10 protein-coding genes are annotated in these 12,709 nt (G+C 65.5%); 7 read left to right on the forward strand and 3 right to left on the reverse strand.

Annotation, left to right across the window (positions count from 1 at the left end; all coding sequences use genetic code 11):
• Nucleotides 1–45 precede the first annotated feature (45 nt).
• From cydD to ECTPHS_RS03365, 4 genes are all read left to right on the forward strand, one after another.
• On the forward strand, nucleotides 46–1,689 hold the full coding sequence (gene cydD, locus ECTPHS_RS03350; RefSeq protein ID WP_256364672.1) for a thiol reductant ABC exporter subunit CydD: 1,644 nt from the start codon (nucleotides 46–48) through the stop codon (nucleotides 1,687–1,689).
• Entirely contained in the window at nucleotides 1,686–3,362 is a 1,677-nt protein-coding gene (gene cydC, locus ECTPHS_RS03355) for a thiol reductant ABC exporter subunit CydC (RefSeq protein ID WP_008931272.1), read from the forward strand. The genes cydD and cydC overlap by 4 nt, the downstream gene beginning before the upstream one ends.
• 144 nt (nucleotides 3,363–3,506) lie before the next feature.
• Nucleotides 3,507–3,695: a hypothetical protein gene (locus ECTPHS_RS03360; protein WP_050814200.1), complete on the forward strand. Its 189-nt coding sequence runs from the start codon at nucleotides 3,507–3,509 to the stop codon at nucleotides 3,693–3,695.
• A 91-nt stretch (nucleotides 3,696–3,786) separates the two neighbouring features.
• Entirely contained in the window at nucleotides 3,787–5,217 is a 1,431-nt protein-coding gene (locus tag ECTPHS_RS03365; protein WP_008931274.1) for a Glu/Leu/Phe/Val dehydrogenase, read from the forward strand.
• A gap of 24 nt (nucleotides 5,218–5,241) precedes the next feature.
• Here ECTPHS_RS03365 and ECTPHS_RS03370 read toward each other — a convergent pair whose 3' ends face one another.
• Nucleotides 5,242–6,630: a M17 family metallopeptidase gene (locus tag ECTPHS_RS03370; RefSeq protein WP_008931275.1), complete on the reverse strand. Its 1,389-nt coding sequence runs from the start codon at nucleotides 6,628–6,630 to the stop codon at nucleotides 5,242–5,244.
• Nucleotides 6,631–6,759: 129 nt separating this feature from the next.
• Here ECTPHS_RS03370 and ECTPHS_RS03375 point away from each other — a divergent pair, with 129 nt between their 5' ends.
• Together ECTPHS_RS03375 and ECTPHS_RS03380 are read left to right on the forward strand one after the other, a co-directional pair.
• Nucleotides 6,760–7,683, forward strand: a complete 924-nt coding sequence (locus tag ECTPHS_RS03375; RefSeq protein WP_008931276.1) for an ABC transporter ATP-binding protein — start codon at nucleotides 6,760–6,762, stop codon at nucleotides 7,681–7,683.
• On the forward strand, nucleotides 7,680–8,456 hold the full coding sequence (locus tag ECTPHS_RS03380) for an ABC transporter permease (protein ID WP_008931277.1): 777 nt from the start codon (nucleotides 7,680–7,682) through the stop codon (nucleotides 8,454–8,456). Before ECTPHS_RS03375 ends, ECTPHS_RS03380 begins: the two co-directional genes overlap by 4 nt.
• Here the strand turns inward: ECTPHS_RS03380 and ECTPHS_RS13870 are convergent.
• Nucleotides 8,446–10,257: a diguanylate cyclase domain-containing protein gene (locus ECTPHS_RS13870; RefSeq protein WP_008931278.1), complete on the reverse strand. Its 1,812-nt coding sequence runs from the start codon at nucleotides 10,255–10,257 to the stop codon at nucleotides 8,446–8,448. The genes ECTPHS_RS03380 and ECTPHS_RS13870 overlap by 11 nt on opposite strands.
• Before the next feature lie 225 nt (nucleotides 10,258–10,482).
• Between ECTPHS_RS13870 and ettA the strand changes: the two genes are divergently transcribed.
• Nucleotides 10,483–12,150 (forward strand): energy-dependent translational throttle protein EttA, encoded by a 1,668-nt coding sequence (gene ettA / locus ECTPHS_RS03390; protein ID WP_008931279.1) that lies wholly within the window; start codon nucleotides 10,483–10,485, stop codon nucleotides 12,148–12,150.
• Nucleotides 12,151–12,188: 38 nt separating this feature from the next.
• Here the strand turns inward: ettA and ECTPHS_RS03395 are convergent, their stop codons facing one another.
• Nucleotides 12,189–12,656 (reverse strand): bacteriohemerythrin, encoded by a 468-nt coding sequence (locus ECTPHS_RS03395; RefSeq protein WP_246828301.1) that lies wholly within the window; start codon nucleotides 12,654–12,656, stop codon nucleotides 12,189–12,191.
• Between the last annotated feature and the right edge of the window lie 53 nt (nucleotides 12,657–12,709).

A 12,709-nucleotide genomic window follows, 5' to 3' on the forward strand; every position in this document is an offset into this window, starting at 1 on the left:
GAGGCGAAACGCTGGCTCAACGCCCGTGTCGCCCCGGCCCGGGGTCTGCTCAGCCTGGCCAGCGGTGCCGGCGTCCTGTCCGGACTGCTGGTGATCGCCCAGGCGGGCCTGCTGGCCTTCATCCTGGATCGCGCCATCACCCATGGCGACGGCCTGTCGGCACTGACGGGAGCCTTTGCCTGGCTGGCCCTGGTCATGGGGCTGCGGGCAGCCCTGAACTGGTCCCGGGAAACCCTGGGCCAGGCCGCGGCCCTGAGCATCCAGAGCCGGCTGCGGGACGAACTCTTTGCCCACATGGCCGCCCTGGGCCCGGTCCGCCTGGCAAATCGCCACAGCGGCAGCCTTTCCTCGGCCATCGTCGAGCAGGTGGAGGGCATGAACGGCTATTACGCCCGCTACCTGCCGCAGATGGCGGTGAGCCTGCTGGTACCCCTGGGGATCTTCATCGCCGCCCTCACCCAGGACTGGCTCGCCGCCCTGATCCTGCTGTTCACCGCCCCGCTGATTCCCTTCTTCATGGCCCTGTTGGGCATGGGTGCCGAACAGGTCAGTCGGCGTCAGCAGGAAACCGTGTCCCGCCTGGGCGGGCACTTTCTCGACCGGCTCCAGGGCCTGACCACGCTACGCCTGTTCAACGCTCAGGAACGGGCGGCACGGGAAGTGGCCGAGGCCGCCGACGGCTACCGGATCACCACCATGAAGGTCCTGCGGGTGGCCTTTCTCTCCTCCGCCGTGCTCGAATTCTTCAGTGCCGTCGCCATCGCCCTGGTAGCCATGTACGTGGGTTTCGCCCTGATCGGCTATCTGCAATGGGGGCCGGCCACCCAACTCACCCTGTTCTCGGGGCTGTTCATCCTGCTGATGGCACCGGATTTCTTCCAGCCCCTGCGGCAGCTGGCCCTGCACTATCATGACCGGGCGGCGGCCCTGGGCGCGGCCCAGACCCTCCTGCCCCTGTTGCGGCAACAGGCCCCACCGACATCCACCCCGCCGACGCCCACGCCGTCTCGTCCCGGCGGGGTGTCGATCCGGTTCAGGGACGTGCATGTCGGCTTCGATGAAGGTCGGCGCACCGCCCTTAGCGGGATCAACCTGGATATCCGCCCCGGTGAACGGGTGGCCCTGGCCGGACCCAGCGGCGCGGGCAAGTCCACGCTTCTGCACCTGCTGGCCGGTTTCATCGAGCCCGACCAGGGGCAGGTGAGCGTGGACGGCGCCGCCCCCGATCCCCTGCGCCAAGCTGCCTGGGTGGGACAGCGCCCCCATCTCTTCACCGGCACCCTGGCCGACAACATCCGTCTGAGCCGCCCCGACGCGGATCAGGCCACGGTGATCCGGGCCGCCACCGACGCCGGGGTGATGGCCTTTGCCGACCGGCTGCCCCGGGGACTGGAGACCGTGCTGGGAGAACGGGGCCGCGGTCTCTCCGGTGGGCAGGCCCAGCGGGTTGCCCTGGCCAGGGCCGCCCTCAAACAGGCACCCCTGTGGTTGCTGGACGAACCCACCGCCGGGCTGGACCCGGAGGCCGAAGCCCTGGTGCTCGAAGCCCTGGAACGCTCCGCCACCGCCGGCGCCACCGTGCTCATCGCCAGTCATCACCCTCGGGTACTGGCCTGGGCGGATCGAGTCATCACCATCCAGGACGGTCGCGTGGTCCATGATGCCGGCGATATCGGCGAATCTGCATGAAAGAACTGATCCCCTTCCTTCGCCTCTCCCTGCCGCGCCTGCCCTGGTTCCTGGGCGGACTGCTGCTGGCGGTCCTCACCGTAGTGGCCGCCACCGGCCTGCTGGCCCTGTCCGGCTGGTTCATCACCGCCTCGGCCCTGGCGGGTGCCGGGTTGATCATCGCCCTGGATGTCTACCGACCCGCCGGCGGCATCCGCGCCCTGGCCGTGGGACGTACCGTGGCCCGCTATGCCGAGCGCATCGTCAACCATGAAGCGGTGCTGCGCCATCTGGCAGATCTGCGCAGCTGGCTGTTCCGTGCCCTGTCGCCCCTGGATCCGGGCACCCTGGCCCGCTTTCGCGCCGCCGACCTGCTGCAGCGGCTGGTGGGCGATATCGACACCCTGGATGGTCTGTTCCTGCGGGTCATCACACCCACCCTTACCGCCGTCCTCACCCTGCTCGGGGGCGCCCTGTTCTTCGGCCTGCTGGCGCCCCTCGCGGTGTTGTGGGTGGTGGCGGTGCTGGCCCTGGCCGGCCTGATCCTGCCCGCCATCGCCGTGGCCCTGGGCGGGCGCAGCGGCGAGGCGCGCATCCAGGCCGCCGCCCGGGTGCGGGAACGGGCGGTGGAAGGCGTGCAGGGACTGGCGGAGCTGCGGGTATTCGGCGCCCTGCCCCGGCAACAGGCCGCCCTGGCCGCCGCCGAACGGGACCGGGCCGAGGCCGAGATCCGGCTGGTGCGCTGGGGCGCCCTGGGGGACACGGCCGCCATGCTGGCGGGTCTGGGGGCGGTCTGGCTGGCCCTGTGGCTGGGCGTGGGCTGGCTGTCGCAAGACTTGGTGACGGCCCCTATCGTGGTACTGCTGGTTCTGGCCACCCTGGGCCTGTCCGAGGCCGTGGCCATGCTGCCGGGGGCCTATCAGCGTCTGGGGCAGATCCGTACCGCCGCCGCCCGACTGCTGGAGGTGGCCCATACCCGTCCCAGCCTGCCGGAACCGGCCCACCCCCAACGGCCCGACGGTGAAGGCAGCCTCACCCTGGAGGGCATCCGGTTGCGCTACGGCAACGATGCCCCCTGGATTCTGGACGGGGTGGATCTGAATCTTCAACCGGGTCGGAGCGTGCTCGTTACCGGCGCCAGCGGCGCGGGCAAGACCAGTCTCACCGCCGTGGCCCTGCGTCTGGTGGCGCCCCAGGCGGGCGAGGCCCGGGTGTGCGGCATCCCGGTCCAGTCCATGGGCTATACCGACCTGTACGACACCGTGGGGGTACTCGGGCAGGAGACAGTGCTGTTTGCCGACACCGTCGCCGCCAACCTGCGCCTGGCACGACCGGAGGCCGACGACGAGGCCCTGGGCGAAGCCCTGTTCCTGGCCGGTCTGGACGACTTCATCGCCGCCCTGCCCCAGGGTCTGGACACCGCGGTGGGCGAAGGCGGTGCCCTGGTCTCCGGTGGTCAGGCCCGGCGCCTGGCCCTGGCCCGGCTGATCCTCAAGGATGCCCCCGTGGTGATCCTGGATGAGCCTTTCCGGGGCCTGGATCCGGCCACCATCGAGCGGCTCAGGCAGCGTCTGACACCCTGGCTGTCCCGACGGGCAACCCTGGTGATCGCCCACGAGCCGGCCATGGCTCCGCCCTGCACTGCCCACTACAGGCTGCAGGAGGGTCGCTTGCGGGAAATGGTGTCATCGTAGATTTTGCAGGAATCGCGTCATTCCCGCGCAGGCGGGAATCCACTCACTGACCGGAGCCTCTGGACTCCCGCTTTCGCGGGAGTGACGGACGACAGCGGGAGTGATGACGGGGAAGATGCCGAAAACGACAAAAGACAGGAGACCATGATGGGAGGTTGGGGTTGTCCCCATGAAAGCAAGGGGCTCTGCCACAAGGTGGAAAACCGCCCCTGTGAGCCGGGCATGAAGGGCTGCGTGCTGGCCGGCCGCTTCGTTTTCAGCGACGCCGACAAGAACACCCGGCGGGTACTGAGGGACAAACTCGGCCGACGACAGCAAAAACCCGCCACCTGACCCGGATCAGCGATCCCCGGCCCGGGATTGGCATCTCCCGCGGGATCGGGTGTAGGCTGAACTCAGACAGCCCATACGCCAGGAGTCAGCCATGCCGGACGATACACAGTCCCCGCCGCCCGTGAGTTTCCAGCAGAGCGTGGCCCGGATGGTGGATCGCGCCCTGGCCTTCGTCAAACTGGAACCGGGCGCCGACCGGGCCATCAAGACCTGCAGCGCCATCCTGCAGGTCACCTTTCCCCTCAAGATTCGCGGTGAGGTGCGTACCTTCACCGGCTGGCGGGCGGTACACAGCACCCACCGCCTGCCCGCCAAGGGCGGCCTGCGCTTCTCCCCCAGCATCGACCAGGACACCACCGAGGCCCTGGCGGCCCTGATGACCTACAAATGCGCCATCGTCGACATTCCCTTCGGCGGCTCCAAGGGCGGCCTGTGCATCGATCCGGAACAGTATTCCCGCGACGAGATGGAACTCATCACCCGACGCTTTGCCCGGGAACTGGCCCGCCGGGGATTTCTCAGCCCGGCCACCAACGTCCCCGCCCCGGACGTGGGCACGGGCCAGCGGGAGATGGCCTGGATCCTGGACACCTACAAGAACCTGTACCCGGAAGACATCAACTACGTGGGCTGCGTGACCGGCAAGCCGGTGGAACTGGGCGGCATGCCGGGCCGGCTGGATGCCACCGGCCGGGGCATCCACTATGCCCTGCGGGAGTTCTTCCGCCACCCGGAAGCCATGGCCGAAGCCGGACTGGAAGGCGGTCTCAAGGACAAGCGCATCATCATCCAGGGCCTGGGCAACGTGGGCTACCACGCCGCCAAGCTGCTCCAGGAAGAGGACGGCGCCCGCATCATCGCCATCATCGAACGGGACGACGCCCTGGTCCAAGAAGCGGGCCTGAACGTGGAGGAAGTCCGCCAGTACATGAACCGGACCGGCGGCGTACAGGGGTTTCCCGGGGTGGAATGGGTGGAACCGGGTGCCGCGGCGCTGGAACGGGACTGCGACATCCTGATTCCCGCCGCCCTGGAAGGGGTCATCCACGCCAACAACGCCGAGCGCATCCGTGCCCCCCTGGTCATTGAGGCGGCCAACGGCCCGATCACCTTCGAGGCGGACGAGATCCTTCGCGCAAGGGGTACGGTGATCCTGCCGGATATCTACGCCAACGCCGGCGGCGTGGTGGTGTCCTACTTCGAATGGATCCGCAACCTTTCCCACATGCGCTTCGGCCGCCTGGAACGCCGCCTGGACGAAGTGCGGGGACAGCACATCGTCTCCGCCCTGGAACTCATGAGCGGCGAGCAGTCCCCGGACTGGCTGCGAGAATCCCTGCTGCGCGGTGCCGACGAACTGGACCTGGTGCGCTCCGGACTGGATGACGCCATGCGGGTGGCCTTCCAGGAGATCGACCGCATGCGCCGGGCCCATGACCGGGTCATGGACTACCGGACGGCGGCCTATGCGGTGGCCATCAGCCGCATCAGCGGGGCCAGCCTGGACCTGGGGGCCTACTGAGAGGCAATACACCCAAGGCCAAGGTCAGCGTTTGCCGTAGCGATCCTCCAGCCAGGCAAAGGCGGCACGTACCCCCAGTGCCTCGCCGCCCTTGGGGCGGCCGGGACGGTTACGGTTGTTCCAGGCCATGATGTCGAAATGTCCCCAGACCTGCCCGTCGGGCACGAAGGCCTGCAGGAACAGGGCGGCGGTGATGGCACCGGCGTAGGGTCCGCTGCCGGTATTGGTCAGGTCCGCGATCCGGCTGTCCAGTTGGGAACGATAGGGGGCATGCAGCGGCAGGCGCCAACAGGGATCCTCCTCCGCCTCCCCATACCGGCCGATACCCTCGGCCAGGGTCTCGTCATTGGTGAAGAAGGCACCGATCTCGGTGCCCACCGCCACCCGGGCCGCCCCCGTCAGGGTGGCGAAATCCAGCAGCACCTCGGGGGATTCCTCGGCGGCGTCGGCCAGCATGTCGCAGAGCACCAGCCGGCCTTCCGCGTCCGTATTGTCGATCTCGATGGTCAGTCCCTTGCGGGAACGCAGCACGTCGCCGGGGCGAAAGGCGTCTCCGGAGATGGCATTCTCCACCGCGCCCACCATCACCCGCAGGCACACGGGCAACCCGGCCCCCATGATGAGGTCGGCCAGCCCCAGCACATGGGCGGCACCGCCCATGTCCTTCTTCATCAGGCGCATGCCGCTGGCGGGCTTGATGTCCAGGCCGCCGCTGTCGAAGCAGACCCCCTTGCCCACCAGGGTGACCCGGGGATGGGCCGGATCTCCCCAGCGCAGTTCGATCAGACGCGGCGGGTGGGTGCTGGCACGGCCCACGGCATGGATGCAGGGGTAGTTCTGCGTCAGCAGGTCCTCGCCGACGATCTCGCTGAAGACGGCCCCATGCCGATGGGCCAGTTCCCGGGCCGCCTCGGCCAGGTGCTGGGGCATCATGTCCTGGGCGGGGGTATTGATCAGATCCCGGACCCGTCCGATGGCGGTCACCATCCGCGTCACCGCATCGGCATCGGCGGCCGGCAATTGCGCCAGGCTCAGCCTCGGCCGTGGCCGCTCGGCGGTCTTGTAACGCTCGAAGCGATACGACCCCAGACCCCAGCCGATGGCCGCCCGGGTCAGCCGTTCCAGCGGCCAGTCGCACGCCAGCTGATAGGTCCCCTCTCCCAGGCGACTGGAGACATTGCCGATGGCCCAGGTGGAGGATTGGCTGTCCACGCCCACCAGCACCCGCCGCACCTTGCCGTCCTCGTCCGGCAGGGGCAGGACACTGCCGGTACGCCCCTCGAAACGGGAGGCCCGCACCCAGTTGCCGATACGTGCCGGCTGATCCGCCAGCCACGGCTCAAGGGTATCCCCTTCCACCGGGACGAGGGCAATGAGATCGGCGTCGGAACGGGTATCGAAGCAGTCGAGCATGGGTGTGTCCTGAGAAGGCGTGAGTGACCATTTTACGCGGTTTTACGGTGCGCAGAAGCCCAGCTTCGAAGTTATGTTAGAATTTGCTGTTTTACTCGCCCTCTCCTGCGGGAATGCCACAGACAGACCATGCCCAAAGCCCTCTGCATCCGTCAGCTCACCAAGACCTACAAGAACGGCCTTGAGGCCCTCAAAGGCATCGACCTGGACGTGGAGCCCGGGGACTTCTTTGCCCTGCTCGGCCCCAACGGGGCCGGCAAGTCCACCACCATCAGCATCATCGCCTCCCTGGTGAACAAGAGCGGCGGCAGCGTGTCCATCTTCGGTCATGACCTTGACCGGGATCTGTATGCCGCCAAGCGCTGCCTGGGGCTGGTGCCCCAGGAATTCAACTTCAACACCTTCGAGCCGGTACAGGAAATCCTGGTCAACCAGGCAGGCTACTACGGCATCCCCCGCAAGGAGGCCTGGAAACGGGCGGAAAAATACCTGGTGGAACTGGGTCTCTGGGAGAAGCGCAAGGACATGGCCCGCATGCTTTCCGGTGGCATGAAACGGCGTCTGATGATTGCCCGTGCCCTGGTCCACGAGCCCCGACTGCTGATCCTGGACGAACCCACCGCCGGGGTGGACATCGAGATCCGGCGCTCCATGTGGCAGTTCCTCAAGGACATCAACCAGCAGGGGTGCACCATCATCCTCACCACCCACTATCTGGAAGAGGCCGAGACCCTCTGCCGCAACATCGCCATCATCGATCACGGCCGGATCATCGAAAACACCACCATGAAGGGCCTGCTGAGTCAGCTCAACACGGAGACCTTCGTCCTGGATCTGACCCGCCCCCTGGTGCATCTGCCCGATCTGACCGGCCATCGCCTGCGCTGGGTGGATGAACTCACCCTGGAGGCGGACGTGGATCGGGACGTGAGCCTCAACCGCCTGTTCGTGGACCTGAACCGGGAAGGCATCCAGGTGCGCAGCATGCGCAACAAGACCAATCGACTGGAACAACTCTTCATGCACATGGTGGACAGGGGGCGCGCAAAATGACCAACGCCCACAGCAACTGGATCGCCTTCAAGACCATCATCATCAAGGAAGTCCTGCGCTTCTCGCGCATCTGGATCCAGACCATCCTGCCCCCGGTGATCACCATGGGGCTGTACTTCGTCATCTTCGGCGGCCTGATCGGCGCCCGGATCGGGGAGATGGACGGCATCCGTTACATGGACTTCATCATCCCGGGTCTGATCATGATGGCGGTGATCACCAACGCCTATGCCAACGTGGTGTCCTCGTTCTACAGCTCCAAGTTCCAGCGCCATCTGGAGGAGATGCTGGTCTCCCCCGTCCCCAATTACCTGATCATCCTGGGCTTCATGGGCGGCGGCATCTGCCGGGGCCTGGCGGTGGGGGTGGCGGTCACCCTGGTGTCCCTGTTCTTCAGCCCCTTCAGCATCCATAACCCGGCGGTGGCCCTGTCCGTGGTGGTCCTCACCGCGGCCCTGTTCTCCCTGGCGGGGCTGATCAACGGGGTGTTTGCCCGCAGCTTCGATGACATCTCCATCATCCCCACCTTCATTCTCACCCCCCTCACCTACCTGGGCGGGGTGTTCTATTCCATCAGCCTGCTGCCGGAGTTCTGGCAAGGCGTGTCCATGTTCAACCCGATCCTGTACATGGTGAATGCCTTCCGCTACGGCTTTCTGGGGGTCACGGATTTCAGCCTGTGGCTGTCCTACGGCATCATCATCGGCTTCATCCTGGCGCTCTACGGTATCGCCCTCTACCTGCTCAACAAGGGCATCGGGATCAGGCAGTGAAGACGCGATACCCCCTTCTGCCCAGCGTCTTGGCCTGGTAAAGGGCCTGATCCGCATGCCGCATCAGCGTGTCATAATGCTCACCATGCATGGGATAGATACTGATGCCGATGCTGCAAGTGACGGTGCATTCGACACCCTGCAAGGTGAAGGGCCGACTCAACACAGACAGCAGTTTTTCCGCAACCGCGCAGGGAAGCGCGGCATCGGGAACACTCTCCAGCAGAATCACGAACTCGTCACCGCCAAGCCGGGCCACCGTGTCCACCGCACGCACCGAGCCTTCCAGACGCCGGGCCACCTCGCGCAGCAACAGATCGCCCGCCTCGTGACCAAACCGATCATTGATGGGCTTGAATTCATCCAGATCCAGAAACAGCAGGGCGAAATGGGTACCCTGGCGCCGTGATTGCTCCAGGGCATGGAGGACGCGATCCTGCAGCAGAACCCGATTGGCCAGACCGGTCAGCGAATCATGCAGCGCCATATACCGGATACGATCCTGGGCATTTTTCCGCTGGGTAATGTTCACCGAGATCCAGATCACCGCCGGACACCCCATGACATGCTCCCCCAAAGGCATGATCCTGGCCTCGAACCACAGCCGCTCCCCTGGACCCGACCCAGGATCCAGGCCATCGACCTCGGTTGCATCCAGATCATACTCGATGAACTGCAGTTGCCCGCTGTCCAGTGCCACCCGAATCATGTTCAGGAAGGCATCCGCCTTGTCCGCGGGCAATACCTCGTGCAGGCGCCTGCCCAGCAGGGCCTGGTGGCCATGGTGGTAATAACGTGCATCCCGGCCGCCGAAGATGTCCAGATAACGCCCCTCGTGATCCAGCACGAAACAGATGTCCGGCATGGCGGTGATGATGGCCTCCAGGCGCTCGCTCAAGGCACGGTAACGCAGTTCGGAGTCCCTGACCTGCCGGGCCTGATGAGACAGCTTCCATGCCATGCTCGCGCACAGCAGACAAAACAACGTACCTGTCCAGTACCAGGTTGGCGGCCTTTGGGCGACCGCCTGCCATCCTGCATCGGGCGCCGCGGCCAGCTGCCAGCGCCCACCGCGCATCACCACATCCTGCACTACCGCGTCGTTGTCGAACAGGCCGGAATCACCCAATATGACCTCCCCTCGCGCGCCCATGCCGTCACGGCCTCGAATGGCAATGGACAGCCTTTGCCGAGACTCGCCCATGCCCACCAACCGATAGACCTCGTCCATGTCGACAACCACGCTGGCCAGACCCCAGTAGCTCCCTCGCCCAACCGCCTCCTCCAGGTTCTGGCGGACATGAATCGGCACCCGGATGATCAGCGCCTCCCCCCCCTGTACCAACTGCCACGGACCGGCCAGAACCGGCTCACCAGTCGCCATCACCCGCCGCACGGACTCCCCTTGCTCGGGATGATTGAGCAAGTCCGCGCCAAGCGCGGAACGATTCTCTTCCAGTGGATGGATGAAGCGAATCACGTTGTCCGGCACCAGGGCAATGCTGCGGATCACCCCGGGCCGCTCACTCATGATGTGCCCGGCCACGTGCGCGAACTCTTCCTGGTCCAGACCCGGATTCAGGGTGGCGTAGGTCGCCAGGGCCTGGGAGAGGAAAATGGTGGCGTTGAGTTCCCCTTCCAGACGGGCCCGCAGGGCAGCCAGTTGTCCGGTCACCTCCGCCCGAGCGCGGTCCACCAGACGCTGCTCCCAGGTCATGTCCGCCACTATGAAGAGCACCAGGGACAGGACGGCCACCAAGGCACCATGCAGCAGTGGCGACTTACCCACGGACCCGCCCATCAGCGGGCTTCCCCGGACAACTCAACTTTGCAGGTCATGGGCTCCACACCATCATTGACGGGGCGAAAAAGAAGTCTTCCGAGCATCGCAAACTGGCGGTCTGGCCGCAAGCCGCCACCGGATCGACGCACCACCCGGGGTCATCAGTGGTCGATACCGGGTAGTGGAAACTACCAGGAAGATTCAACATAATAGTGGGTTACGTTTCACTCACAGGTTGAATCCATGGCCCAGTACATCTACACCATGAATGGTGTGGGCAAGGTTGTCCCGCCCAAGAAGGAAATCCTCAAGGACATCTATCTGAACTTCTTCCCCGGCGCCAAGATCGGCGTGCTGGGGTACAACGGGGCCGGCAAATCCACCCTGCTTCGCATCATGGCCGGCGTGGACAAGGATATTGTCGGCGAGGCCCGTCCCCAGCCGGGCATCAAGATCGGCTACCTGCCCCAGGAACCCCAGCTGGACCCGGCCAAGGACGTGCGCGGCAACGTGGAGGACGGTGTCGGCGAGATCAAGGGCCTGGTGGACAGGTTCAACGCCATTGCAGAAGCATTTGCCGATCCGGACGCCGACTTCGACACATTGCTGGCGGAACAGGCGGAACTGCAGGACAAGATCGACGCCGCCGGCGCCTGGGATCTGGATCGCAAGCTGGAAGTGGCCGCCGATGCCCTGCGCCTGCCCCCCTGGGACGCCGATGTCACCAAGCTCTCCGGCGGCGAGCGCCGCCGCGTGGCCCTGTGCCGTCTGCTGCTCTCCTCCCCGGACATGCTCATCCTGGACGAACCCACCAACCACCTGGATGCCGAATCCGTGGCCTGGCTGGAGCGCTTCCTGCAGGAATTCCCCGGCACCGTGGTGGCCGTCACCCATGACCGCTACTTCCTGGACAACGTGGCGGGCTGGATCCTGGAACTGGACCGGGGCCACGGTATCCCCTGGGAAGGTAACTACTCCTCCTGGCTGGAACAGAAGGAAAAGCGCCTGGCCATCGAGGAAAAGCAGGAAAGCGCCCGCCGCAAGAACATGGAAGCGGAACTGGAATGGGTGCGCAGCAACCCCAAGGGGCGCACCTCCAAGAGCAAGGCCCGCCTCAAGCGCTTCGAGGAACTCTCCTCCCAGGAATTCCAGAAACGCAGCGAGACCCAGGAAATCTACATCCCGCCGGGCCCCCGCCTGGGTGACGTGGTGGTGGAACTGGACGGGGTCGGCAAGGCCTATGGCGACCGGATCCTGTACGAGAACCTGAGCTTCAGCCTGCCACGCGGGGGTATTGTCGGCGTCATCGGACCCAACGGCGTGGGCAAGTCCACCCTGTTCCGCATGATCGTGGGCCAGGAACAGCCCGACAGCGGCACCATCCGCATCGGCGAGACGGTCCAGGTGGCCTATGTGGATCAGAGCCGTGACGCCCTGGCGGATGAAAAGACCGTCTGGGAAGAGATCTCCAACGGCCAGGACATCATCCAGGTGGGGCAGTACCAGATGCCCTCGCGGGCCTACGTGGGCCGCTTCAACTTCAAGGGCGGGGATCAGCAAAAGCAGATGAAGCAGCTCTCCGGGGGGGAACGCAACCGGGTGCATCTGGCCAAGCTGCTCAAGAGCGGCGGCAACCTGCTGCTGCTGGACGAACCCACCAACGACCTGGACGTGGAAACCCTGCGGGCGCTGGAAGAAGGCCTGCTGGCCTTCCCCGGCAGCGCAGTGGTGATCTCCCACGACCGCTGGTTCCTGGACCGCATCGCCACCCACATCCTGGCATTCGAGGAGGACGGCAACGTGGTGTTCTTCGAGGGGAACTACCAGGAGTACGAGGAAGACCGCAAGAAGCGCCTGGGTGCCCAGGCGGACCAGCCCCACCGGGTGAAGTACCGGCGCCTGGAGGGCTGACCCGAGGGTGGACCGTAGAGGCACGGCATGCCGTGCCTCTACGGTTCACCGCCCTCCTTTCGCGCCACGAACCTGGCGGTGGCCCTGTCCATGGTGGCGCAATGCCGCCGATACCAAGGCACGAAATCCTCCACCAGCAACGGCTTCAGGTCCGCCGGCGCCATGACACCGGCATCCAGATCATCCACATAGGCCACCAGCGCCTCCAGGCGGGCATCATGCTCCTGCTTGTGGAGCTGGAACGGCGGGAATTCCACTGCCTTCATCAGCGCCTCTTCACGCCGGAAGTGAGCGCGACTGTGCTCGATGAAATCCCGCAGATCATCACGCAGCCGACCGCTCTCCGCCTTTGATGTCGGCATCTCCTCAAGACACCGGACCACCCGCGCCAGCAAAGCCAAGGCCTCGTCATGGTCCTTGTCCATAAAATTTGCCGCCACCTGGGGTATATCTGCAGACTCGGTGTGCTCGGTCATCATGCGGCACCTCTGGATCAGTCTGTTCATCTCGCCTATGACCATAGCACAGCGGAGAATAAAGCGGGTCCGCGCAGGCCATT

This window comes from Ectothiorhodospira sp. PHS-1 (assembly GCF_000225005.1).
GTDB lineage: Bacteria > Pseudomonadota > Gammaproteobacteria > Ectothiorhodospirales > Ectothiorhodospiraceae > Ectothiorhodospira.